This window comes from Acinetobacter sp. AOR01_HL, from assembly GCF_027855455.1.
Classification (GTDB): Bacteria; Pseudomonadota; Gammaproteobacteria; order Pseudomonadales; family Moraxellaceae; genus Acinetobacter; species Acinetobacter baumannii.
Map to the genome: position 1 here is coordinate 62,453 of NZ_JAKTIM010000038.1, position 24,800 is coordinate 87,252.

The window sequence follows — 24,800 nt, forward strand, 5'->3', positions numbered from 1 at the left end:
ATCAAATACCTGTACCCGATAAAAGAGCTGAATCTGTGCCAGTTACATTTTGGCGTAATGCAACAGTTTGAACGTTGTCTCGGCTAATGAGGTTGGCAAGAGTGATTTTAGCTAAATAGTCGGCAATATGATGAGAGAGTTCTTGCCATAAATCGTGAGTAAGACACATTGCACCATTTTGGCAGTTGCCTTTATGGTCACAACGCGTTGCATCAACGGTTTCATTTACGGCTTCAATGATTTCTAACACAGTAATTTCATCAGCGTTTCGAGCCAAATGGTAACCACCATTTGCACCGCGAACACTAGAAACTAACCCATGACGCTTAAGTTTTGCGAACAACTGCTCTAAATAAGCAACTGAAATAGATTGACGTGCGGCAATTTCGGCGAGCGTGATCGTTTGTTCAGTTGGCTGCAAAGCTAAATCAAGTAGAGCAGTCACTGCGTAGCGACCGCGAGTTGTAAGGCGCATGATTCGATACACATGTTAAGACTAGATAATAGGATTTTATGAATCCCGACTAAAATAGTCAAGTTTTTTTATTTTTAATTCAAGTGCAGGATCAAATTAGAAAAAATAAGTTAAGCTACCCACAAATTATATATGAAATAAACAATAAATATTAGGCTAATTATACCAAAGCACAAGTTAATGTTCCGTTGGCGCTGTTGTAAACGTGCAATTCGGTTTTGATACTGTTTAATTTCGACATGCAACGAATTTATTTCTGAGCGTTGTTGGTCGATTTTTTCAAGTAATGGAGCAATTTTTTTGCGAGAGGCTAGTGCTTCGGCTTCATCATCTGGTGCGTTGAACCACTGCTTCCAGTCTGCTAGAAGCTTAGGTAAAGTGAGATGCGAAATTAAATCGATGAGTTCTTTTTTAGTCTCTGCATCCCCATCAATTCGCATGTTATTCAGGCTACGTTGATTTGAAAAAACAAAAATTTTGATAAGGTCAACGAGAGTACTATTAATTTCCAAATCAATCCGACGGTCATATGAGTGAATATCAAATAGCAATCCTTTTTCCGTAAACTGCACATAGAAGTCGAAAAATGGCAAATAGCTATTAATACGGATTGTTATTTTATTGGCGATAAACTTTTTCGCTTGCAAGCGAAGAACACCATCGTGGGTGAGAATAAATGAGAAAAAAGTTTCTAAAATAATTAGAACAATATTCAGCAACAGACGTGGATGTTTTTGTCTTTGTTGCGTTTCACTCATAAAAGTTTATCCTTAAATATTAGAGATTAATTGAGAGAATGAGACATCCTATCTCAAACTTAACACAATGTCCTGTTAAATATATTTACATGACATGATTGTTTTGTAGAACAGTTTCATAAATGTATCAAGTCTTGACTTTGTTATTATAAGAATATTTTGTGGTTAAATAACACTTCGTCTCTCTCATCCGATCAGGAGCTTAGATCAATGGATAATGCAAACATAGAAACACAAGCAGAAGAGCAAGGAGAAAAAAATAAATCAAAATCAAAAAGTTCTAGAAAATCTGCATTAGATTTTAGAAAGTATACTAAACAAATCTGGTTGGCAGGTTTGGGTGCTTTTTCACGTGCCGAAGAAGAAGGGAACAAACTATTTGACTCATTAGTCAAAGTAGGGGAAGAGTTAGAATCCAAAACAGGTGATTTAGCAGATACAACTGTTGGTAAAGTAACCGAAAAAGCAAAAGAGTCGGTTTCTGATACAAAAGACAAGATCGAGAAAATTTTAGATACGAGTGTAAACCACTCTTTAAATAGAATTGGCTTGGTCACTCCGAAGGATTTACAGCACATTGAACAACTCCTAGTTCAACTGCATATAAAGGTAGATGCTTTAATTGAAGAAAATCAGAAATTGAAGGCAAAATTGAATGAAAAGTAAAAAAATGTAGGGATTTAGCAAATATATAACAGTTTTTTAGCATTTATTTTTGCTAAAAGCTCTGCTCTAGTATTGCGTTTTCCCCCAAAGCATTGCTATAAAGGCGTCATGGCCTTTTAAACTATAGCCTTGGACCTTAAACAAACGATATTAAGAGGATGTTTTATTCATGAATAAATCAGAATTAATCGATGCAATTGCTGAAAAAGGGGGAGTATCTAAGACTGATGCAGGCAAGGCACTCGATGCGACAATTGCGTCAATTACTGAAGCACTTAAAAAAGGTGACACAGTAACTTTAGTTGGTTTTGGTACTTTCAGTGTTAAAGAACGTGCTGCACGTACTGGTCGTAACCCTAAAACTGGTGAAGAGCTTCAAATTAAAGCAACAAAAGTACCTAGCTTTAAAGCTGGTAAAGGTCTTAAAGATTCAGTTGCTTAATCTTTTAAGATGATTAAACGCGCCAATATAGGCGCGTTTTTTATTAAAAATCTGAATTGACCAATATTGCTCATTCATTCATTGTGGTTTTTCAGTTAAAATTCTCCTCGAAATAAAATATTGGAATACTTATGGAATCGTTTCGTACAGTCATTAAGGGTTGGCTCGGCAAAGTCCTTTTAGTTTTGTTTTTGACCCCTTTAGCGCTTGTAGGTATTGAAGGATATTTTAATAGGGGAAACAAGGCAGATGTCGCAAAAACTGTAAATGGACAGGACATATCAAAAAAAGACCTTGAAACTTTAACGCAAAGGTATAAAGAACAATATTTAGCTGCTGTAAAGGGTGATGAAAGTTTACTTAATTTACCGGTAATTCAAGCCAAAGCTCTTGATATATTGGTATCCCGTAATTTGCTCATTCAACAAGCTGAAAAATTAGGTATTTCTTTAAGCGATGCTCAAATCGAGCAAATGTTAGCTCAGCAGCCAAGTTTGCAAGAAAATGGCCAGTTTTCACAAAAATTATATGAAAATTATTTGCGTTCGATTGGTATGACAAGCGAAGGCTTAATCGCTAGCTTACGTCAAGATCACGCTTTAAAAATGTTGACTTCAACTTTTGCAGATTATTCTTTAGTGAGTAAAGTTGATTTAATGCAAATTGCTAATTTGCAAACTGAACAGCGTACATTGCATTTGGCTAGTATTAAGTTAGACCCTTATAAAGCTGGTTTAACTGCATCGAACCAAGAGGCTACTGATTACTACAACAAACATCAGAATGAGTTTAAACAGCCTGCTTCTGTTGATGTAGATTATGTTGTTTTATCTCGGTCTTTAATGGCTAAGCCAGCTCCAGCCACAGATGCCGAGCTTAAACAAGCTTATGCAAAGTTCGTAGAAACTCAGCAAAAAGATGCTAAACGCATAGTGAAACATATCCTTATTACGACAGACGCTCGTGATGATGCGGCAGCTCAAAAACTTGCTAAAGATGTATATGCAAAAATTCAGGGTGGACTTTCATTTGCTCAAGCAGCAGCTCAGTTCTCTGAAGATCCAACTTCTAAAACGAAAGGTGGATTAGTTGAAGCATATGCACCTGGTGTTTTCTCTGATGCATTTGATAAAACTGTTTTAAGCTTGAAAAATGGTCAAATTTCTCAGCCAGTAAAAACACAATATGGCTATCATATTATTGAAGCGGAGACTCAGGCGAACCAAATACCTTCATTTGAAGCTGAGAAACCACGTTTAATTGCAGAAGTTGAAAAGAATAAAGTTGCATCTGTTTATTCAGATACCGTAAATAGCTTGAATGAAACGATTGTTGGTAATGATTCTTTAGACGCTGTTGTACAGCAGGTTAAAGGTACAAAAATCGAATCATTAAATGGTGTAACTTTAGCCACTCAAAATCCATATTTAAGTGATCCTAACGTAAAAATTAAATTGTTTAATGATGATGTGAAAAATGGCGATCGTAATGCTTCATCTAATATTCAATTAGCGAACGGAGATACTGTTTGGGTTAAAGTACGTGACTATCATGCGGCTGGTGTTAAACCACTTGCCCAAGCAATGAATGAAGTAAAAGCTAAAGTAATTGATGAGAAAGCACGTAAAGCAGCTCAAGCGAAAATCGCTACAATGCTGACAGAATTCAAAACTCAGCCAGCTGAACAAGTTATCGCGAAAAATAAAGTTGCTTTTGAATCAGCGGGTGTATTTACTCGTTCACAAGGTTTAAAACGTGCAATTGAGCGTGCAGCATTTAGTGTTCCTGCGCCAAAACCAGGTATGTGGTCTGTAACTACCGCGAACTTACCAAATGAGTTAGTGGTTGTGGCTGTTTCTAATGTAAATTCAGCTGCTGTTAACGCTATGCCTGCTGATCAGTTGCAACAATTAAAACAGCTTTACCGCCAATCTCGTGGTCAACAGATACTTGAAGATTACAGCGAATACTTAAAGTCACACGCTAAAATCAAATAAAATCTATGTAATAAAAAAAGCGCTTCGGCGCTTTTTTTATTATTCCTCGAGATTAGTACCAATATAATTTTGTCTATATTGTTTAGGTGATAAATCAAATACTCTTTTAAATGCCTGACTAAATGCGGTTTCGGAAGAATAGCCCACTTTATTTGAAATTTGTTGTATTGATAAATTACTTGTGCGTAGATATTGGCTAGCTAAGCGGAAGCGATAATGCTGTAAATAAGTAAGAGGTGGTTCACCAATAATACTATTAAAAAGATTGGCAAACTTAGATCGTGACATGCAGCATTGTTCAGCTAATGTTTCAACAGTCCAGCTTATTTCAGGTTGACTATGAATTGCGGATAAAGCATTACTTAATTCAGGATGTGTGAGGGCACCTAACCAATTTTGTTGATCTGACATTTGTTGAATATGATCACGAATACATTCAATTAAAAGAATACTGACTAAGTGATCAATAATTTTGTCATGACCTGGTTGGATTTTTTGTGTTTCGACCGCTAAAAAGTAGAGACCTATTTGCAACCATTCAGGAGGAGTGGCCTGATTCTCATGTTGAATATGCATAATAGAGGGTAATGCATTAATAAGTGGCCCTGCCATATAAGTATCGACTTGACAGCGCAAGCAGAGTAATAGGGTATTTTCAGATGTTGATGAGCCTAACTCAATTGGATCGTGGCGATGTCCATTAAATAATAGAGTAATATCGACTGGATCTACAAGTTTACTTGCAGTAGCTTTTGAGTCTGTAGCATGATGCGCTTTTCCAGAAGGAATTAAAATAATATCTCCAGCTCTTGCTGTTATTTTCTCTGACACATTTAATTGGATATATACAGAACCCGTTAAAACGATATAAGCCAGTAAAGCAGATTGATCTTGTGTTTTAAAAGCCCATTCACCTTGTGCTTTTATATAAATATATTCAGACTTATTTAAGTGGATATCATCAAAAAATTTACTTAGTGCATCCATGTTTACGTGATCAATCATTATTTTAATAAAATTATAGTGAGCTATAAGAATAGATCAACATGTGTTTTTAGGACAAAAAAGTGGAAGAAAATGCCAAAGACTTTGAAATAGGTTTTTTGGACGGTTACAACTGTTAAGAAAATAGTATTTCTTTAACTATATAGATATATAGAAAAAGGAAATATGACTATGAATGCACCAGTAAATGTTCAGCAAGAACTTATGCCAGTGCCAGCGTCTATGCGTGAGATAGATCGTAAGCGCTATTTATGGATGATTAGTCCGGCTCTACCTGTAATTGGTTTAGGTATTTTAGCTGGATACCATTTCGGTCCACGCCCATTAAAGAAAGTATTTGCTTTAGGTGGCCCACTTTTATTACATGTTGTGATTCCTGCAATTGATACAATTATTGGTAAAGATGCGCGTAATCCCACCGATGAAGAAATTAAACTTCTTGAGAAAGATCCATATTATTCGCGTTTGGTAAAAAGTTTTATTCCATTGCAGTATGCGGCAAATATTTATGCATGTTATTTAACAAGCCGTAAAGATACTTCATTTATTGACAAAATTTTGCTTGGTATTTCGATGGGTGCCATTAATGGTATTGCAATTAATACAGCCCATGAATTAAGCCATAAACATGATCGTATAGACCATATTTTATCTCATCTTGCTTTGGTGCCTACAGGTTACAACCATTTCCGTATTGAGCATCCATATGGCCATCATAAGCGTGCGGCTACTCCTGAAGATCCGGCATCTTCACGTATGGGTGAAACATTTTATGAATTTTGGCCACGTACTGTTATCGGTTCTTTTAAATCAGCAATTGAAATTGAGAAAAATCGTTTAAAACGTAAAGGTAAAGAGTTTTGGTCACTCGATAACGAATTGCTGCAAGGCTGGGGTATGAGTGCTGCTTTCCATGCTTCTATGGTAGGAATTTTTGGTAAAGGTACGATTCCTTATTTAGCAACACAAGCATTTTACGGGATTAGTCTATTCGAAATTATTAACTATATTGAACATTATGGCTTATTGCGTCAGAAAAAAGAAAATGGCCAATATGAACGTACAATGCCAGAGCATAGCTGGAATAATAACAATGTAGTGACCAACTTATTCTTATATCAGTTACAGCGTCACTCAGATCATCATGCTTATCCAACTCGTCCATTCCAAGCGTTACGTCATTTTGATGAAGCACCAGAGTTGCCAAGTGGCTATGCAAGTATGCTGCTACCAGCCATGATTCCTTCATGGTGGTTTAAAATGATGGATAAGCGTGTATTTGATCACTACAAAGGGGATTTAAATAAAGCAAATATTTCACCAAAACGTCGTGCAAAAATCTTCAAAAAATTTGGTGTAGTCGATAAGTCCCTAGAAGCTACACAGGCTGAATAATTAAAAAATATATTCCTGAAATACCGAACCCTTTAATCATGTGGTTAGAGGGTTTTATTTTACCCATAAGTTATGATGCTAAGAAGCAAGGAGGCGAAACCCCCTTGCAATATCTTTATTTTAGTTCGCTTGAAGATTTTCCAAGCTCACGTCGAGCAATAATAAGTTGCTGGATTTGTTGAGTACCTTCAAAAATATCAAGAATTTTTGAATCACGTGCCCACTTCTCAAGTAGTTCATCTTCGTTATAGCCAACACTTGCTGCTAACTCGACACACTTCAAAGTGATTTCATTGCCTACACGACCTGCTTTTGCTTTAGCGATGGAAGCTTCTTTTGAGTTTGGTTTCTTGTTGTCGGCCATCCAGGTGGCTTTCAGCATAAGTAACCGTGCAGCTTCCCATTCGGCTTCCATTCGGTAAATTTGTGCAGCAAGGTTGGATGTTTGCAAATATGGAGTAGAGTAATTGGAGTCTAACTGGTCTTTAAAAATTTCTTTAATACGCTCTAAAGAAGCCTTGGCACAGCCAATTGCCATTGCTGCGACTAATGGACGTGTATTATCAAAGGTTTCCATTACACCGGCAAAACCTTTTGCAACATCAATTTCAGGGTTACCGAGCAAGTTTTCAGCTGGAACACGACAGTCAGTAAAACTAATAACGGCTGTATCAGAAGCTTTAATTCCTAACTTATGTTCAAGTCGTTCAACCTTCATTCCGGGTGTACCCTTAGGCACTACGAATGATTTGATTGCTGCACGTCCAAGTTTTCGGTCAAGTGTAGCCCATACAACTACCGAGTCCGCACGTTCACCAGAAGTTACGAAAATCTTTTCACCATTTAAAATATAGTCATTGCCATCTTTAGTTGCCGTAGTACGGATCGCTGCAGAATCAGAACCACAACCTGGCTCGGTAATGGCCATAGCCGCCCAAGTACCTTTAAAACGTTCTAGTTGCTCATCATTTGCGACCGCGGCAATTGCAGAGTTTCCTAAACCTTGACGTGGCATGCTGAGTAATAAACCCGTATCGCCATAACACATTTCAATGATGCCTAACGCTGTTGACATGTTGGTTCCATTACGGACTCCTTCATTATCAGTTTCACCACGTTTTCCTGCACCGGCAGCACCTGCATTAATTCCTTCACCACCTTCATTCATGCCATCAATGAGTGAAGCGAGCATATCAAGTTCTTTCGGATAAGCATGTTCTGCTTTATCGTATTTACGGGAAATAGGGCGTAATACATTGATCGCAACATCATGTGCCTGATCAATCATTATTTTGAATTTTTTTGGATTTTGTAAATTCATGGAAATATCCTCTGATTGATCTTAAGCATGTAGGCCAGAATGTAAAATTGCGGTTGCGCGTAAATCACGATACCAACGTTCAACAGGGTGTTCTTTTGTAAACCCATGACCACCTAAAATTTGTACGCCATCTGTTCCTATTTTCATGGATTTTTCTGCGCAAAGAAGACGAGCTAAATATGCTTCACGATGGAAAGGTTTACCTGCTTCGGCAAGACTTGCGGCATTTAGAATTAGCATGCGCATAGCATCAATTTCAATTGCCATATCTGCGATCATGAATGCGACACTTTGACGATGTGAAATTGGTTCTCCGAAAGCAGTTCGCTCATTGGCATATTTAATACAGTAGGCTTTTACTGCTTCACAGGTTCCTACAGCCATTGCACACCACATTAAGTTGCCTAAATCTAAAAAGGCGGTGTAATCAAAATCTGTTGCACCTAGTCGTAGAGCAGGTGTATGACTGAATTTTAATGTAGCTGTCTCTGCTGCTTTGAGACCCATAGCAGGAGTACTTTTAATAGAAATGGTATCGCCAGCTTGTACTACAAATACATCCGGCTTGCCATTAAAGTCTGCACTCACCAAGAACACATCAGCCAAATCTCCTAAAATGACCAATGTTTTTTCGCCCTCTATAAAATATTGATCATTTTCAAGAGAAGCTTTTGTTTTTAAAACATAAGGGTTAAATGCTGGAGTAGCTTCTTGTACAGCGAAAGTGGCGGTAATATCGGAGTCTTCTGCAAAGCAAGGTAAATACATTGACTGAACTTCAGTAGAACCCCAACGTGTAATGGCATTAATAACACTAAACGTACTTAAGAGCCCTGCTGTAAGACTAAAATCACCTTCAGCTAGTTTTTCAGCAATCAATAAGTTACTTACAATATTTTGTTCAGCGGCGACACCACCTAGTGCTTCTGGAAGAGCGTAATAGTTTAATCCTAAATCTTCTACATATTGCCAAAGGCTTTCTGGAAATTGAGCTGTCTGATCAGCATCATGAGCTAATCCCAATAAAACTTCTTGAGCAAATTGAGACATTGCCTCTGAAGTCATTTGTTGTTCTTCAGTTAGGCTTAAATCAAATAGGTTTTTCTTCTGTTGAGGCAGGCGTTGTTGGGGAATTTGCTTAGGTTTAAATGCTTTCTGAGTCTGACTTAATGCTCTAAAACCAGCTTTTGAACCTTGGTAAAGAGACCTTTCAAGAAATTTACGTAGTTTGAGTTGATCAAGTACATCGCTTCCAGCTAGTTTTGTGATCAGCGATAAACCCAACCCTTGGGCTTTATTGATCATATTTGTCATGATTATGGTGTCCTAACACATTGTTATTGTTTTATGCTGACACGCTGTATAAGAAAAAACTATGTCGTTGCTGACATTCAAAAAATGAGTAGATAAATGGTAAAAGCAAAATAGGTTTTGGTTTATGTTTCTGATTTCAAAAAATAAAATAAATTTTTAAAAAGAACTATTTTGATTGGATTGACTAGAATGACACGGAGTCATTCTAGTCTTAATAATATTAAGCAAAGTTACGAATCATACGTCGTACATTTGTTTTGGCATCAATAACAGTCATAAATGTATATGCACCAATAAACTTACGGCTAATAAACATAAATTCTTTTGGAGGAACCGAGAAATATCGAGACGCCATTGATTTGCTTGCTTGCTGCATAACACGACTATGTAACTGGCTCTTTTTCCAGTCATAACGTTCATGTTCATCCATCAGCCCAGCTGGCATATCTGGATTATTTGCAGGGGTACTGAATGCTTCTGTCGCAAGTAAAAAGACATCGGCCATGCCGGGTTTAATACTTTCAGGCATTGCATCGAAAAACTCATATCCAGTCATTGCTTGAACCATCGCATGTTTATCATGCTGATAACCCGCTTGTATAAGATTACGCGCAACTGAGAGTAAATGTTCATCGAACTGACGGATCGCACCAAAGTCTAATAGTACAATTTTATCCTGAATATCTTGGCCATTACCTAAACGAACAAGGTAGTTACCAAAGTTAGGGTCAGTTTGCATTTCGCCCCATTCAAAAATCTCACGAACTGCAATCTCTAGTGAAGCTTCACCGAGCTGATTGCGGCGTTCTTGAGGAAGGGAAAGCATGACTGGACTATTGATAGGCACGCCACGTTCAAAGGTCATACATAAGACTTGATCGGTACAGTATTCATCTACAATTGTAGGGACGATATAGCGCTCATCATCTTTTAAACGCTCAGCAAAGCGACGTGTGGTGGCTGCCTCTACGTGATAATTGACTTCACGATGCATCATTTCACGTACTTCATCGAACCACTGATCAAACTCACGAGTTTGAGGAACCATACGTGTAAGCTTAAGCATGTTTTTAAACAGGCTCATATCGGAGTCAATTGCATTCGCAACACCAGGGTATTGAATTTTTAAAACTAACTCTAAACCGTCTGACTTACGTGTTGCGCGATGAACTTGTGCCAGAGAGGCCGTACCAATAGGCTCATGATCAATTGTTAGATCATTTAACTTAGAACCTAATTGTTCTTGTAAATGAGGTTTAATTGCTGGCCAGTCTAAAGCAACAGTTTGGTTATTTAAGGTATTTAAAGCTTGAGTAATTTCTTCAGGTAAAAAATGTTCACCATAAAGCGCCATCATTTGGCCAATCTTGACAATAGAACCTTTTAGTTTGCCAATTTCAGAAACAAGATAATTAGCTTGCTCGCTCATTGCCTTTTTACGCTTCTTCTCTTTTTCTTCTTCACTAGAAAAGAGGGAAGAGGCACTTGCAGTAGCCCAACGTGTTCCTGCCAGTAAAGAAGCTTTCGCGATTGATAAGCGTCGATCCATGGAAGAAGTTTTTAAACTCTTAAGCTTATCGTTCTGATTTGACATGAAAATAGAATCCTATGCGCATCATGCAGCCAAACGCTGGTGATCTAAAATTGTAACGAATATTACATGTTTTGAACGTATTAAAATAGTTCCCTCAGACTGAATGGTGAGTTGAAAGTCTCATTTTAGATTTTAATTTTCTAAAAATAGCCTAAGCGTTAGAGAGAAAATTAAAATATCCACCACTCAGAAAAATAAACCACTATAAAACGTCGTATCAGATGCTAACCGTAAAATTACATTTTAAACTGAATTTTCAATTCAGCCTTTTGCATTAAATGCATACGATTAGCTTGAATATGTTGAATAACCATTTGCTTGACGGAATCATGCATAAAACCAAGCGCATGAGCCTTTACAATAACGATGCTAGGCAGTGTATAGAAAAAGTACTTAACATCATCAAAAGTCGCATTATTAAAAATGCCTTGTTCGATTAAGGTCTGCTGTAAAAATTGCTTTTCATTTAATACATGATCTGAAGACTCATCCCAAAAACGGTGACGCATTGCCATCAGATTATTGTGTTTGTAACTCATAAATTCGCCAGTTCAGACTTTAAATCTCAACTAAATATATTGGAGTCATCTACTCAATATCAAGTTTAGATTGTTTTTTGTTCGGTGTTCGTTTGATTTTTCATGTAAATGATGTAAATAGCCTAAGCAAATTTTAAACTTTTCTTAAAATAAATATAATCAATATCATTTCATTAAAATTTAAACTCCTATGACTCCTGCATGTAGACTGTTAAAAAGTAACAAAATCGAATTTTCTATCCATGAGTATGAACATGACGCAAATACTAAAAGTTTTGGCTTAGAAGCTGCGGAAAAATTAAACCTTAATGTAAATGAGGTGTTTAAAACACTTCTGGTTACCGATGAGAAAAATTATTTTGTTGCGGTTATACCAGTTAACCATCAACTCAATTTAAAAAAAGTAGCTACGGCAGTGGGATGTAAAAAACTACAGATGGCAAATCCTAAAGATGCCGAACGTTTAACAGGGTACTTAGTGGGTGGAATTAGTCCTTTAGGCCAAAAGAAACGTTTGAAGACAGTAATTGATGCCTCTGCACAAGAGCTCAGCAAAATTTATGTAAGTGGCGGTAAGAGAGGGTTAGATATTGGTGTAAATCCTAAAGATTTAGCACAAATATTAACGGCGCAATTTGTAGACGTACTTGATTAAATTTATGAAAAGGGGACTACTTATTAATTTAAGTAGGAGTGGACTGGCTCAAGTCGGGTTTTATAATGAAAACCTATTGTAAATGAGAATATTATCATTTAATACTATTGTTAAATTTAGTGAAGAAATTTACATTAAGTAGTCACTCTTAGAATAAACATATTTAATTTCAAAAAGTTATTAAAAAAATAAAAATTATTCAGCATGTTGAATAATGAAATGATAATAATTATCATTAATATTATTCTTATCCTTACACTGGCTGAGTAGAAAAATCATAAACTAAATATGATTAAGCAGTTGTTTTTAACAAATTGTTAAAAATAAATTTTTTTAAAACAAAAGCTTAAGATTCTGAATAGGATGTAGTCAGATGCAAGAACTTGCCAACCGATTGGCGATACAAAATTTCGTCAACGCTTATATGCAAGAGACTGGCAAAGGATATTTACTTTCTTTTGACCAACAAAGTTCAACTCAACAAGCGTTTAGCTCTGGTTTGACGCTGTTAACTCTTCCTCTTCCTTCTATACAAGCAGAATGTTCTGTACCTTTATCTTATGTGAGTCGTGTAGGACGCCATCGTCTCGCTGCTTTACCGAAAATGTGTATTGATGGTCAATGGCAAAAATTCAGTGCAGGAACCATTGTTAGTCTTTTACTTGAAGAGTTGGTTATTGAATCTCAATTCAAATTAGATGCTGCTTCATTGTTAGAGAAATGGATACAAAGCCGGGACGCGCTACTACAATTCTTAAAACAACGCCACAATGATTTCGATGGTTTAGTAAAGGCTGGGCAGAATTTTATTGAAAGTGAACAGGCATTAATTTTAGGTCATAGTATGCACCCAGCGCCAAAAAGCCGGAATGGTTTTGTTCATGAAGATTGGTTGAGGTTTTCACCTGAACATGCTGGAAAAACCCAGTTACATTATTGGCTTGTTCATCAGAATTATATTGCTGAAGGTTGTGCTACTGAGCAGCCAATTTCAGATCAAGTTAAAGACGCAATCCGTTGGTATTTGTCCGAAAGCGATTTAAACCTGTTAAAGACTCATGTTGAATTTAAATTACTGCCACTACATCCTTGGCAAGCTCGTTATTTACAAGGTAAACCTTGGTTTGAGCAATTAAAACAAACAGGACAGTTAATTGATATCGGTTTACGTGGATGGCAATTTTCACCGACTACATCAATTCGGACCTTAGCAAGTTTTAACGCCCCTTGGATGGTTAAAACTTCACTATCAGTCATGATCACTAATTCAATTCGAGTGAATTTGGCAAAAGAGTGTCATCGTGGCGAAATTTCTTATCGTTTATGGCACAGTGAATTAGGTAAAAAAATATTAAAACAATGCCCAACACTGAAAGCAGTTAATGATCCAGCCTGGATAGCTCTGCAAATAGACGGCGAGATTATTAACGAGACAATTTGTATTTTCCGTGATCAACCATTTGCAGTACAGCAACAAGTCACTTGTATTGCATCTTTATGTCAAGACCATCCAAATAAAGAGTTAAATCGTTTTAATGCTTTATTTGACCAAATTGCTCAGAAAAATCAACAAACGAATTTTAAAGAAATTGCTTTGGATTGGTTTGATCATTTCTTGAAGATTGGCTTGGCTCCGTTAATGTATGTTTATCATAAATACGGTATGGCTTTTGAATCGCATCAACAAAATGTATTGCTTGAGCTAGAAGATGGTTTACCGAAAAATCTCTGGTTACGTGACAACCAAGGCTTTTATTATATTGAAGAGTTTGCAACTGAAATTGTAGAAGCATTACCAGATTTACTAGAAAAAGCTCATGCGGTTGGTCCTAAAGATTTTGTGGATGAACGCTTTAGTTATTATTTCTTTGGCAACACTTTATTTGGTTTGATTAATGCAATTGGAGCAACTGGCTATATCTCTGAAGATGAACTGTTAATCCATTTGCAACAAAATTTACTTCAATTATTAGAGCAATATCCAGATAGTACATTATTACAGGGTTTATTGTTTAACGATTCTTTACCGTATAAAGGCAATTTACTTACACGTTTACATGAATTAGATGAGCTTATTGCTCCATTAGAACATCAGTCCGTGTATGTGCAGCTACCAAATCCACTGTACGTTGAACAGAAGGATGTGAGTTATGCTTGATTTTATTGGAATTGGACTGGGGCCGTTTAATTTAAGTCTGGCTAGTCTGTTACATGATAAAAGCGAGCTGCAATATCGCTTTTTTGATCAGCGTGAGAAATTTGACTGGCATGCTGGTATGCAATTGCCAAATGCGATGTTACAAGTTCCTTTTATGGCTGATTTGGTTAGTATGGTTGAGCCAACCAGCCCTTTTAGTTTTTTAAATTATTTAAAACACCATCAACGTTTATATAAATTCTATTTTAGAGAAAATTTGTATATACCGCGTCAGGAATATAATCATTATTGTCAATGGGTTGTAGAACAACTTAACCATATTGAGTTTAGTAGCCATGTGCTGGATATTAAACCGATTAAAGGTGGATTTGATGTGGAGGTAGTGTGTAATGGGCACCACCAACATTATCGTACTCGACAATTGGTATTGGGAGTGGGTACAACTCCACATTTACCAGAAAGCTTACAACAGATTTACTCAAAATCAGGAACCTGCCTGCATTCATCAGAATATTTACAGTACAGCTCCCAGAAGTTATCAGGAAATGTAGTTTTAATTGGTTCTGGACAGTCCGCAGCAGAGATTTTTTTAGATCTATTTGATCGTCAGTATATGAATGGTCGAACTACACCAGACTTTCATCTTTATTGGTTAACCCGTTCTGCTGGTTTCTTTCCAATGGAAAATACACCATTCGGTTTAGAACATTTTAGTCCGGATTACATGCATTACTTTTACCATTTACCATCAGGTTTAAAGGCAGAGTTACCAGCGCAACAAGCAAATTTATATAAAGGTATTAGCAGTAAAACGATACGTGATATTTATGAGCGTTTATATCATCGTAGTATCGGTGGAATGCCTACAGATGTTACGTTGGCTGGACATCATCAACTGCAATATGCAGAGCTCTTAGAAAACCAGAAAACAAAGTTGTGTTTTGAACACCGTCAGCAAAATAAGAATTATATTCTGGAGGCTGATTGTGTTATTGCAGCTACGGGTTATCGTTATCCAAACCCTAAGTTTCTACAAAATTTACAATCTTTGATCATACGAGATCAGGCCGACCATTGGCAGGTGGCTTCAAACTTTAAAGTCAATTATCAAGGTGAGGGATCTATATTTATTCAAAATATGGAAGTTTATCACCACGGCGTAGGTACACCTGATTTAGGCTTAGGAGCATATAGGGCAGCCACAATTGCAAATCAATTGGTTGGTGAAGAGTTATTCAAACTTGATCATTCTCAGTCGTTCCAACAATTTGGAGTGAATGCCTCAGCGCAAGAAGAAGTTTCTATTCGCAATATTGCAGCCTCAAAAATAACTGAGTTTTCAAGACCCTTAAATAAATCAGGGCCAATGCATCATTCTGCTTTGGGAGCGTATGCACGAAGTAAATTATCTGAGCATATTGAATAAGCTGAACAGAGGATATGTGTATGGAACGTTCTTCTGTGTCCGCGGCTCAACCTCATGAGCAAAGTTTACAACGCTACGTACTTCTGACGGTTATGCTTGGTACAGGTACGGTTAGTTTAAATAACAGTAGTTTCAACCCTGCAATACCTCATTTAATGTCCTATTTTCAGGTAGGTGAGGTATGGGCAAGTTGGGTAGTTGTTGCCTTTTTATTAGCAATGAGTATCAGTTTGCCTTTAGCTGGGTTCCTAAGCCAGCGTTTTGGTAAGCGATCAATTTATTTAATTGCCTTATTGGGGTTTGCTTTGGCTTCTACAGCAGGTGGTTTATTTAATCAGTTTGAATCGGTGTTGATTGCTAGAGCTCTGCAAGGCTTTTGTAGCGGATTAATGATTCCATTATCTCTTGGACTAATTTTTTCAGTTACACCAAGTGAACAACGGGGAAGTACAACAGGATTATGGGGTGCCATGATCATGCTAACCTTAGCAGTTGGGCCTATGCTCGGAGCACTGGTTTTGGTATGGCTTAATTGGAAGGCCTTATTTTTTATCAATTTACCTGTTGCTTGTCTGGCATTAATTTTAGGCTATGTTTTTCTACCTAAAGAGCAAGGGGACAATAAGCAAGAGTTTGACTGGGCAGGATTCTTTTTTCTCGGTTCAAGCATAGTTTTATTACTTGGGACACTGAGCCAAATCCATCAAATTCAGGACTTACTTCAACCTCTATATGGTGTGCTTTTAGTTCTAAGTGTGCTGCTTTTTATAAGATTTATTTTTGTACAAAAGAATAAGTCTATTCCATTAATCGAGCCAGCTTTGTTTGCTACGAAGGGTTTCCGCTACAGCTTAGTCATTTGTGTGGCACAAACAGTAGGCTTATTTATTGGTATGTTGCTCATTCCACTATGGATACAGCACCTTCTAAAGTTAAGTCCGCTTTGGACTGGTTTGGCGCTAATGAGCAGTGCAGTAGTTACCGGTATTTGTAGTCAACCTGCAGGAAAATATCTAGATCGTTACGGTGCTGCAAAAATCATGTCTCTTGGACTAATGATTACCGCGGCTTCTTTTCTTTTGCTTGCTTGGGCACCTGTACAAAATGTCTGGTTCATTGTGTTTTGTATGATATTACATGGCTTAGGAATGGGACTTTCTTATATGCCATCGACTACGGCAGGTTTGAACAGCTTACGCCAGCAGCAACAGCATCTAGTTACTCAAGCGGCCGCTCTAAATAATTTATTCCGACGTATTTTTGCTGCAGTGGCAGTCGTTATTGCCGCGTTATATCTTCAGCTAAGACAACAATCATTGCCGTTAAATACTCAAGCAATATTTACATCATTTCACACTATGCAGGAAATCTTTGTGTGTTGTGCAATTCTTATACTTTGCACTTTGCCTTTCGCATGGCGTTTTCCTGAACAGTACAGAATCGACCAATTAAAGAAATAGGATTAATAAAAATGGGACAATTACATCCAGTTTTATCAAATACACATGTGATTCAAAATGCTTTACAGGCTTGGCAGCATCCAAATTCGGATCAGGCAAAATATGTTGAGCAACGTGTTATTAAACAATTACTTCAAGCTTTAATTTTTGAAGATATTATTCATTCAGAATATGATGGAAAAAATTTTATTATAGAAGTACAAAATAGTCAGTGCCAAACCATTCGTTATATCGCTGCAGGGCAAAGACAATATAGTTACAAACTGGTACGTCTCGCCCGTAATCAGGATGTATTTCGTCAAGATGAAAACGGTCATTATCAGATTGCTACTTTAAATTTAGTTATTGATGAAATTCTTAGAACCATAACCGATGCAGCAAAAGTTGAAGATTTTATTTTTGAATTAAAACGAACATTTATTCATGATTTACAGTCTCAAGCATGTTTTGATCACTATGCTTTGCCGGCAATTCAATATCCATATGATATTTTAGAATCATATTTAATGGATGGTCATCCATATCATCCGTGTTACAAGTCACGTGTAGGTTTTAGTTTACAAGACAATGTACGCTATGGTGTAGAGTTCGCCCAACCAATCGCCTTGGTCTGGTTGGCTGTGCATCAGGACATTGTTGCAAAAAAACATTCAGAAGATATAGAGCCAGATTTATTTTTTAAGGAGCAATTGAATTCACAAGACCAAGAGCTATTCCTGCAACATCTCTCAGATCGTGATTTGAAGGCTGATGAATATATTTGGATTCCGGTTCATCCTTGGCAATGGGAAAACCATTTAATTTCTATTTTTGCTGAAGAAATTCTAAATGGCAAAATTGTTTATTTAGGGCAAAGTCAGGATCGCTATTTAGCCCAACAATCTCTACGCACTATGACTAACTTGCAGCATCCGGAAAAGCCTTATATCAAACTGTCCATGAGTCTAACAAACACATCAAGCTCACGTGTTCTGGCAAAACATACAGTAATGAATGGGCCAATTATTACAGACTGGTTGCAACGTTTAATTAAACAGAGCAAAACCGCCCAAGAGCTTGATTTTGCTGTATTACGTGAAGTGTATGGTTTAAGCGTGGATTTTACTAAATTGCCAAAATCACATGCTCAACAGGCCTATGGCACAATTGGATGTCTATGGCGTGAGAGTGTGCATCAATATTTACGTGAAGGTGAAGATGCAATACCGTTAAATGGCGTGAGTCATATCCAAAAAGATGGGCAAGCATTAATTGCACCATGGTTACAGCAATATGGTGTTGAATCATGGACACGTCAACTTTTGAAAGTTGTGATTACTCCTTTGATTCATTTACTTTTTGCGGAGGGAATTGCAACTGAATCACATGGCCAAAATATTATTCTTGTACATAAACAAGGTTGGCCAACGCGAGTTCTTTTAAAGGATTTCCATGATGGTGTGCGCTATAGTCCAGCACATTTAGCACACCCTGAATTGGCTCCTGAACTCGATCAGTTGCCGCCTGAGCATGCAAAAACCAACAGTATGTCATTTATTTTGACAGATGATTTAAATGGTATTCGTGATTTTAGCTGTGCCTGTCTGTTTTTTGTCGCTTTAACCGATATTGCAATATTTTTAAATCAAAACTTTGATCTTCCAGAAAAAAATTTCTGGCAATGGGCTGCGGAAGTCATCCAAAATTACCAGCAGCAACATCCAGAGCATGCTTCACGTTACCAATTATTTGATGTTTTTGCCGAAAAATTGCGCATTGAGTCATTAACTAAACGGCGTTTATTTGGCGATCGTAGTATACAAATTAAATTTGTCGATAACCCGTTAGCTCCTTTTAAATTGCAGGTGAAGTGAGATTTATCTATGAATGCACTTCAGCCCGTTTATCAAGTAATGGACCAAGGAATCTTACAGGATTTTATCAATAGCCTTCTGGTTGAAACGATTATTCCTGAACAGTTTATTTTTAATTTTGCGACTGCCCAAACTGCGCTAAATCAACATGGTAAAAATCTTCAAGAAGTATTTAAAAACACGTCTGAACAATTTTCTTTTGTGCTATTACACGAAGAGAGTCGGCAAGGCTTGGTCATGTTTGCGGTACAAAAAGGTATTACTCAAGCCTGGAAGTTTGCTAATGAAACAGAAGTTTTTCTATTGGAACGCACAAATGATCATGTTCAGATCAATGTGATTGGGATAATAGAACTTTTTGAGTTTATTCAAGCGATAGGTCTTTTTAATCATTGTAGTGCTGATAAAGTTCAAGCCTTTTATGAGCAGCTGCAAAAATGTTTAAAGCAATATCATTTATTACAACAGCATCGGGTAAATGCACATGATTTATTGAATCAAAGCTTGGCACATAGATTCCGCATTTTAGAGCAATATGCAGGTTATCGGGACCGCCCATATCATCCTTTAGCCAAATTAAAAGAAGGTCTCAGTCAGCAAGAGTATATGCAATATTGTCCGGAATTTGCTCAAGAATTATCTATTCATTGGGTGGCTGTACATAAGGATAAAATGATGTTTGGTGAAGGGGTAGAAAATATTTTCAAACAACAGCCAAGCGAAATTTTTATTCCTCGTTCTGAGCGATATCAATTAAAACAGGAAATGTTTCAACGTGGGTTAAATGAAACCCACATTGCAATGCCAATTCATCCTTGGCAATTTGAGCATTTATTTCCCAAGTTCTATGCGGATGATATTGCCGACGGCGTTTGTCATCCTTTGAATTTTATCTCTAAAGGAATGTATGCCAGTGCGTCTATGCGTAGCCTCTTATCAAAAAATGTTTTAGAAGAAAGTCTAAAATTACCGATAGGAATTAAAGCTCTTGGTTCATTAAGATTTTTGCCTATTGTGAAAATGATTAATGGTGAAAAAAATCAGAAATTATTACAGCAAGCCAAGGCAAAAGATGCTGTCTTAAAACAAAAATTATGGCTTTGTGAAGAAACACAATGGTGGTCATATTTACCCGAGAAGCAAAATGACCGGACAGCAGACAATGAGTGGTTATTTGTAGAGAAACCTACCCATTTGGCAGCTCAGCGCCGTCATATTCCAGCTGAATTATTGCAAGAACCTTATCAACTTATACCAATGGCAAGTCTTGGACATACCATTACGGGACAGCCTGCCATTTTTGATTATATTTTGCAGCTTCAACACAGGGACATAAATTCCAAGCAGATACTTATCGAGTTTGAGAAACTGTGTACATGTTTCTTTGATGTAAATTTGCGATTATTCCGCTTAGGGCTTATGGGTGAAATTCATGGGCAAAACATATGTCTTGTGCTGAAAAATGGCGAATTTGATGGATTGATGTTCCGTGATCATGATTCATTACGTATTTATTTACCTTGGGTAGAGCAAAACGGATTAAAAGATCCTAATTATTTGAGTCCACATGATTTTAGAAATACGCTTTATCATGAATCGGTAGAGGCTCTGTTATTTTATATTCAAACTTTAGGTATTCAGGTTAATCTAGGGTGTATTGTTGATAATTTAGCGAGTCATTATCAAATTGAAGTTAAGGATCTATGGTCTGTACTTGCTCATGCGTTACAGCAAGTTATTCAAAATCTAAACTTCCAGCCAGAGATTTTGACCCAGCTCCAACATTTACTATTTGAAGTGCCTGAATGGCCATATAAGCAGTTACTTCGACCTTTGCTAGAACAAGATACACGGATTGGTAGTATGCCATCGGGAATTGGGAAAACCCGAAACCCACTTTGGTATGCCTTAAATTGTTAGTGATATCTGACGATGAATACGTCTTTTAAAATACAGGCAGACAAGTGCGCAACTCTGCCTATATTGCAACAGCGTCTGAAATTAAATGTTCAAATACTACCTGAAAGTTCAACAACCTTAGATTGTCTGTTGAATGATGATGTATGTCGACAGGTGTTACAGGATTTTGCAACACGTATTCATGCTAAAAATCTAACTTGTGCGACCTCATTGTTTGTCAAATATTGGTGTACAAGTTGGATCTTACCTTTTTTATATTGCCATGCGGCTGTTTTGCCATTTGTAAAATGGGATAGTTCTGCATTAGTTATAGACTTGCCGGAACAATGGCATTGGGATAGGACTTTACAGTTAAACCAAGCAAGTTTTCATTCTTTTCAGATTATACATTTGCAAGAGTTTAATGACTTGATAGAACAACTTAATCTGTTATTTAAGCAGTTAGCGAAAATAGGTCACGTACCTTATGTATTACTCTGGGAAAATTTATCTGTTCGAGTAGTACAGTTTTATCATTCTTTTACAACGCAAAATCTAAACCCGGATATACAGTCTCGGTTAGAACAGCAAAAAAAATTCTTTAAGTCAAAAGCTGCCGAAAGTTTTTATTTAACTGTAAATCCATTTGTGCGTTTATGGAATGGATGGCATCCAGAATTTAATACTTTTATGAGACAAAAATGTTGTTTCTATTTTCAGCTCGAAGAGGCTGAGCAGACCTTATGCCGTAATTGTCCCTTACGTTTAAAAGAAATCGGAAAATTTAAAGATGAATCAAATTGATACTAAAGCACTTGTTACAGCATATAAAGAAATAGCAACCTCTACTATTGGTCATGTACTTGATCAGGGATATATTCCTCAGGTATTCCCCTTAAGACCTGAAGATAAGGTGGTGGGGATTGTACGTACAGCTCGGATTGAATCGATCAATGCGAGTGGTTTAAGACAAGTCTTGATGAGTTGTCAACCAAATGAAGTTCTCGTTATTGATGCAAGATATGATCTACAACGTGCTTGCTGGGGAGAGCAAAGGAGCGTAGCCGCTATACACTGTGGTCTGGCTGGGGTTGTGGTCTTAGGTGCTATTACAGATCGGCAGGCTTTACTTAAACTCAAACTTCCTATATTTGCTCATACAACCAGTTGTTTAACCACTCGTAATGAAGGGGAAAGTCTCGTTGAAATAGATGCCAAGATTCATATTAATCATACCATTGTACAAACTGGAGATCTGATTGTAGGGGATGCAGATGGAATATTTATAATAAAAATGGATGTGGCACAGCAATATTTAAAAGAATTTCAAATGCTTGAGCAAAATGAACAAAATAAGAAAAATGAATTCTTTTTAAAAAATAAGATAGATGACTATTATTTTTAATAAAAATCATTCTCATTAATGTTCGTATTTAGTATGATGTCGTGCCTCTTGAAAAATCGTTGAGTAACATTTGGGCTAGGGAGAAATGGAAAAAATGAATGTAAACAATAAGATTGGGGTTAAAGCACGTAATCACATACGTTCAAAACAAGTACTTTTTAAGATGACACCTTGTTGTCTTGCCATATCGGCTATTTTTGCACAGCAGGCTTATGCAGAAACCGTAACTCAAACGGCTGAGGTAAGTGAAAATGCAACACAAAAACCAGTAGCCCAATTGCAAAAGATTGTAGTAACTGCGACTCGTACACCAAAAAATATTGCAGAGATTGCAGGTACAGTTCAATCTATTGATCAGAAACAAATTATCCAGCAAGCTACGGCGGGTCGTAAAGTTGCTGATATTCTTGCTCAACTTGTACCATCTCTTGCATCAAGTAGCGGAACAACAAGTAATTATGGCCAGACAATGCGTGGACGAAACGTATTAGTCATGATCGACGGTGTTTCGCAAACAGGTTCTCGCGATGTTTCTCGTCAATTAAATAGTATTAGTCCTGGTATGATTGAACGCATTGAAGTAATTTCGGGTGCGACTAGTATTTATGGGTCAGGTGCTACTGGCGGTATTATTAATATTATTACTAAAAGAGCAGATACATCTAAACCACTTAGCTTTGAAACAAAAGTAGGCATTACATCTTCAGATACATTCCGTAGTGACGGCTTAGCTTATGAAGTCGGACAATCTGCCTCATTTAATAAAGGCAATATGGATGGCTTCTTAGGGGCTAATTTTACAAGTAGAGGGTCTCAATTTGATGGAAATGGCGATAGAATTTCCTTAAGCCCTTGGCAAGGTAGTACGATGGACACTGATACTATCGATGTAAATGGGCGTTTAAATTTCAATTTAAATGATACTCAGACATTGAGCTTTGGTGCCCAGTACTATAAAGATAAGCAGGATACTGACTACGGACCGGATTACTCTTATTTACCGACAACCTCTAAGAGTAATGATGCTACAACGCCAACTTATAAGGCAATTAAAGGTTTAAAGCTTAGTAATCCATTATTTACCGAGCGTTATGCTGTTAATTCACAGTATCAAAATCAAGACTTTTTAGGCCAAATACTAAATGTTGAAGCATATTATAGAAATGAAAAATCACGTTTCTTCCCATATGGCCTATCAAATAAATCCGTGACTTCTGTAAACCAGTCTCAATCAGAAATTGAAGTAGCTGGATTACGTTCAACTATGCAAACCGATCTTAATATCGCCAATCGGGATATGAAAATAACCTATGGCCTTGATTATGATTGGGAAAAAGATAAGCAATTTGTTGATATTTTAGCAACTCAATATCCTTATTTAGTGTATACGCCAACAGGCCAACGTAAAGGTTATGGGCCAAATACTGAAATTCAAAATATTGGAGCATTTGTTCAAAGCGATTATGCAGTTACGGATAAATTGAACTTGCAAGCAGGTATTCGTTACCAATATATTCAAGCGGATACCGATGCTTATATTCCTAGCCGAGAGACAACAATGGTTCCGGCAGGATCAACACATGATGATAAGCCGTTATTTAATTTAGGTGCAGTTTATAAACTTACAGATGCACAGCAGGTATATGCTAATTTCTCTCAGGGCTTTAGTTTCCCTGACGTACAACGTATGTTGCGCGATGTTTCTACTTATACCGTTTCAACAGCAAATCTACAGCCAATTACAGTAAATAGTTATGAACTAGGTTGGCGTTTGAATCAGGATGATGGCCTAAATCTAGGATTGACTGGTTTTTACAATACTTCGGATAAAACTGTCCAATTCAACAATCGTGCAGCAAAGGTTGTAGATACAGATCAAAGAGTATACGGGGCGGAAGCAACTATTAGTTATCCATTTATGGAAAATTATAAGGTCGGTGGCACTTTAGGATATACCCGTGGTCAGTATAAAGACGTGGCGAATAAATGGCATGAATTAAACTCATTTACAGTTGCTCCAGTGAAAGGAACCCTTTTTGCTGAATGGGATAATAATGAAGGGTATGGTGTTCGTGTTCAGATGCAAGCTATTAAAGGAACAAATAAAGCTTATAAAGATGACCGTGAATTAGCCGCATTTGCAACAACTCAAGATGAAGCTTTCCAAAACGCTGTAAAGAATGATGCGAATAGTGCTGCGCAAATCAAAGGTTATACCACTATGGATGTATTAGCACATTTCCCGGCTTGGAAAGGTCGTGTAGATTTTGGTGTTTATAATGTGTGGAACCGTCAGTATCGAACAGTATTTGCTCAGCAAGCAGCCGTCTCTAATGCTAATCCGTTGTTAGCAATCCCTGCAGAAGGCCGTACTTATGGTTTAAGTTATACTTTTAACTATTAATGCAACTAACGAAAGAGATGCCTGTATAGAGCAG

General features: G+C 37.1%; 20 protein-coding genes. 13 read left to right on the top strand and 7 right to left on the bottom strand.

Features of this window, described 5'->3' with window-relative positions; genetic code table 11:
- Nucleotide 1: 1 nt before the first annotated feature.
- Both MKL62_RS11320 and MKL62_RS11325 read right to left on the bottom strand, forming a co-directional pair.
- Nucleotides 2–475 (bottom strand): Rrf2 family transcriptional regulator, encoded by a 474-nt coding sequence (locus tag MKL62_RS11320; protein WP_001241480.1) that lies wholly within the window; start codon nt 473–475, stop codon nt 2–4.
- A 110-nt stretch (nt 476–585) separates the two neighbouring features.
- Entirely contained in the window at nt 586–1,233 is a 648-nt protein-coding gene (locus MKL62_RS11325) for a hypothetical protein (protein WP_000005343.1), read from the bottom strand.
- A 210-nt stretch (nt 1,234–1,443) separates the two neighbouring features.
- Here MKL62_RS11325 and MKL62_RS11330 point away from each other — a divergent pair, with 210 nt between their 5' ends.
- From MKL62_RS11330 to MKL62_RS11340, 3 genes are all read left to right on the top strand, one after another.
- Nucleotides 1,444–1,899, top strand: a complete 456-nt coding sequence (locus MKL62_RS11330) for a phasin family protein (RefSeq protein WP_005128772.1) — start codon at nt 1,444–1,446, stop codon at nt 1,897–1,899.
- A gap of 169 nt (nt 1,900–2,068) precedes the next feature.
- Complete coding sequence (locus MKL62_RS11335) at nt 2,069–2,341, top strand: HU family DNA-binding protein (protein ID WP_001043034.1); 273 nt, start codon at nt 2,069–2,071, stop codon at nt 2,339–2,341.
- Between the two features lie 131 nt (nt 2,342–2,472).
- Nucleotides 2,473–4,338, top strand: a complete 1,866-nt coding sequence (locus tag MKL62_RS11340; protein ID WP_030423814.1) for a SurA N-terminal domain-containing protein — start codon at nt 2,473–2,475, stop codon at nt 4,336–4,338.
- 39 nt (nt 4,339–4,377) lie between these two features.
- On the opposite strand, the gene MKL62_RS11345 is transcribed toward MKL62_RS11340, so the two are convergent.
- On the bottom strand, nt 4,378–5,325 hold the full coding sequence (locus tag MKL62_RS11345; protein ID WP_025470047.1) for an AraC family transcriptional regulator: 948 nt from the start codon (nt 5,323–5,325) through the stop codon (nt 4,378–4,380).
- Between the two features lie 189 nt (nt 5,326–5,514).
- Here MKL62_RS11345 and MKL62_RS11350 point away from each other — a divergent pair, with 189 nt between their 5' ends.
- On the top strand, nt 5,515–6,738 hold the full coding sequence (locus MKL62_RS11350; RefSeq protein WP_000993544.1) for an alkane 1-monooxygenase: 1,224 nt from the start codon (nt 5,515–5,517) through the stop codon (nt 6,736–6,738).
- Between the two features lie 115 nt (nt 6,739–6,853).
- Here the strand turns inward: MKL62_RS11350 and MKL62_RS11355 are convergent, their stop codons facing one another.
- From MKL62_RS11355 to MKL62_RS11370, 4 genes are all read right to left on the bottom strand, one after another.
- The gene (locus tag MKL62_RS11355) at nt 6,854–8,059 is read right to left on the bottom strand and encodes an acyl-CoA dehydrogenase family protein (RefSeq protein WP_005128768.1); all 1,206 of its coding nucleotides are present in this window, start codon (nt 8,057–8,059) and stop codon (nt 6,854–6,856) included.
- A gap of 21 nt (nt 8,060–8,080) precedes the next feature.
- Nucleotides 8,081–9,364 carry an acyl-CoA dehydrogenase family protein gene (locus MKL62_RS11360; RefSeq protein ID WP_170825911.1) on the bottom strand — a complete coding sequence of 428 codons (1,284 nt, stop codon included), beginning with the start codon at nt 9,362–9,364 and terminating at the stop codon, nt 8,081–8,083.
- Nucleotides 9,365–9,593: 229 nt separating this feature from the next.
- Nucleotides 9,594–10,967, bottom strand: a complete 1,374-nt coding sequence (locus MKL62_RS11365; protein WP_000070798.1) for an ABC1 kinase family protein — start codon at nt 10,965–10,967, stop codon at nt 9,594–9,596.
- Between the two features lie 236 nt (nt 10,968–11,203).
- Nucleotides 11,204–11,506 (bottom strand): hypothetical protein, encoded by a 303-nt coding sequence (locus MKL62_RS11370; protein WP_000120631.1) that lies wholly within the window; start codon nt 11,504–11,506, stop codon nt 11,204–11,206.
- Between the two features lie 190 nt (nt 11,507–11,696).
- Here MKL62_RS11370 and ybaK point away from each other — a divergent pair, with 190 nt between their 5' ends.
- From ybaK to MKL62_RS11415, 9 genes are all read left to right on the top strand, one after another.
- Nucleotides 11,697–12,161, top strand: coding sequence for a Cys-tRNA(Pro) deacylase (gene ybaK / locus MKL62_RS11375; RefSeq protein WP_005124134.1), 465 nt, complete (start codon nt 11,697–11,699; stop codon nt 12,159–12,161).
- Between the two features lie 373 nt (nt 12,162–12,534).
- Nucleotides 12,535–14,319, top strand: coding sequence for an IucA/IucC family protein (locus MKL62_RS11380; RefSeq protein WP_005128767.1), 1,785 nt, complete (start codon nt 12,535–12,537; stop codon nt 14,317–14,319).
- Nucleotides 14,312–15,745: a lysine N(6)-hydroxylase/L-ornithine N(5)-oxygenase family protein gene (locus MKL62_RS11385; RefSeq protein ID WP_005128765.1), complete on the top strand. Its 1,434-nt coding sequence runs from the start codon at nt 14,312–14,314 to the stop codon at nt 15,743–15,745. Before MKL62_RS11380 ends, MKL62_RS11385 begins: the two co-directional genes overlap by 8 nt.
- Nucleotides 15,746–15,765: 20 nt before the next feature.
- The gene (locus tag MKL62_RS11390) at nt 15,766–17,205 is read left to right on the top strand and encodes a DHA2 family efflux MFS transporter permease subunit (protein WP_005128764.1); all 1,440 of its coding nucleotides are present in this window, start codon (nt 15,766–15,768) and stop codon (nt 17,203–17,205) included.
- Between the two features lie 11 nt (nt 17,206–17,216).
- Entirely contained in the window at nt 17,217–19,058 is a 1,842-nt protein-coding gene (locus MKL62_RS11395; RefSeq protein WP_005128763.1) for an IucA/IucC family protein, read from the top strand.
- 9 nt (nt 19,059–19,067) lie between these two features.
- On the top strand, nt 19,068–20,978 hold the full coding sequence (locus MKL62_RS11400; protein WP_005128761.1) for an IucA/IucC family protein: 1,911 nt from the start codon (nt 19,068–19,070) through the stop codon (nt 20,976–20,978).
- A gap of 12 nt (nt 20,979–20,990) precedes the next feature.
- On the top strand, nt 20,991–21,761 hold the full coding sequence (locus MKL62_RS11405; RefSeq protein ID WP_005128759.1) for a (2Fe-2S)-binding protein: 771 nt from the start codon (nt 20,991–20,993) through the stop codon (nt 21,759–21,761).
- Nucleotides 21,748–22,362 (top strand): RraA family protein, encoded by a 615-nt coding sequence (locus MKL62_RS11410; RefSeq protein ID WP_005128758.1) that lies wholly within the window; start codon nt 21,748–21,750, stop codon nt 22,360–22,362. The genes MKL62_RS11405 and MKL62_RS11410 overlap by 14 nt, the downstream gene beginning before the upstream one ends.
- 85 nt (nt 22,363–22,447) lie before the next feature.
- Entirely contained in the window at nt 22,448–24,766 is a 2,319-nt protein-coding gene (locus tag MKL62_RS11415) for a TonB-dependent receptor (protein ID WP_025470046.1), read from the top strand.
- Nucleotides 24,767–24,800 lie beyond the last annotated feature (34 nt).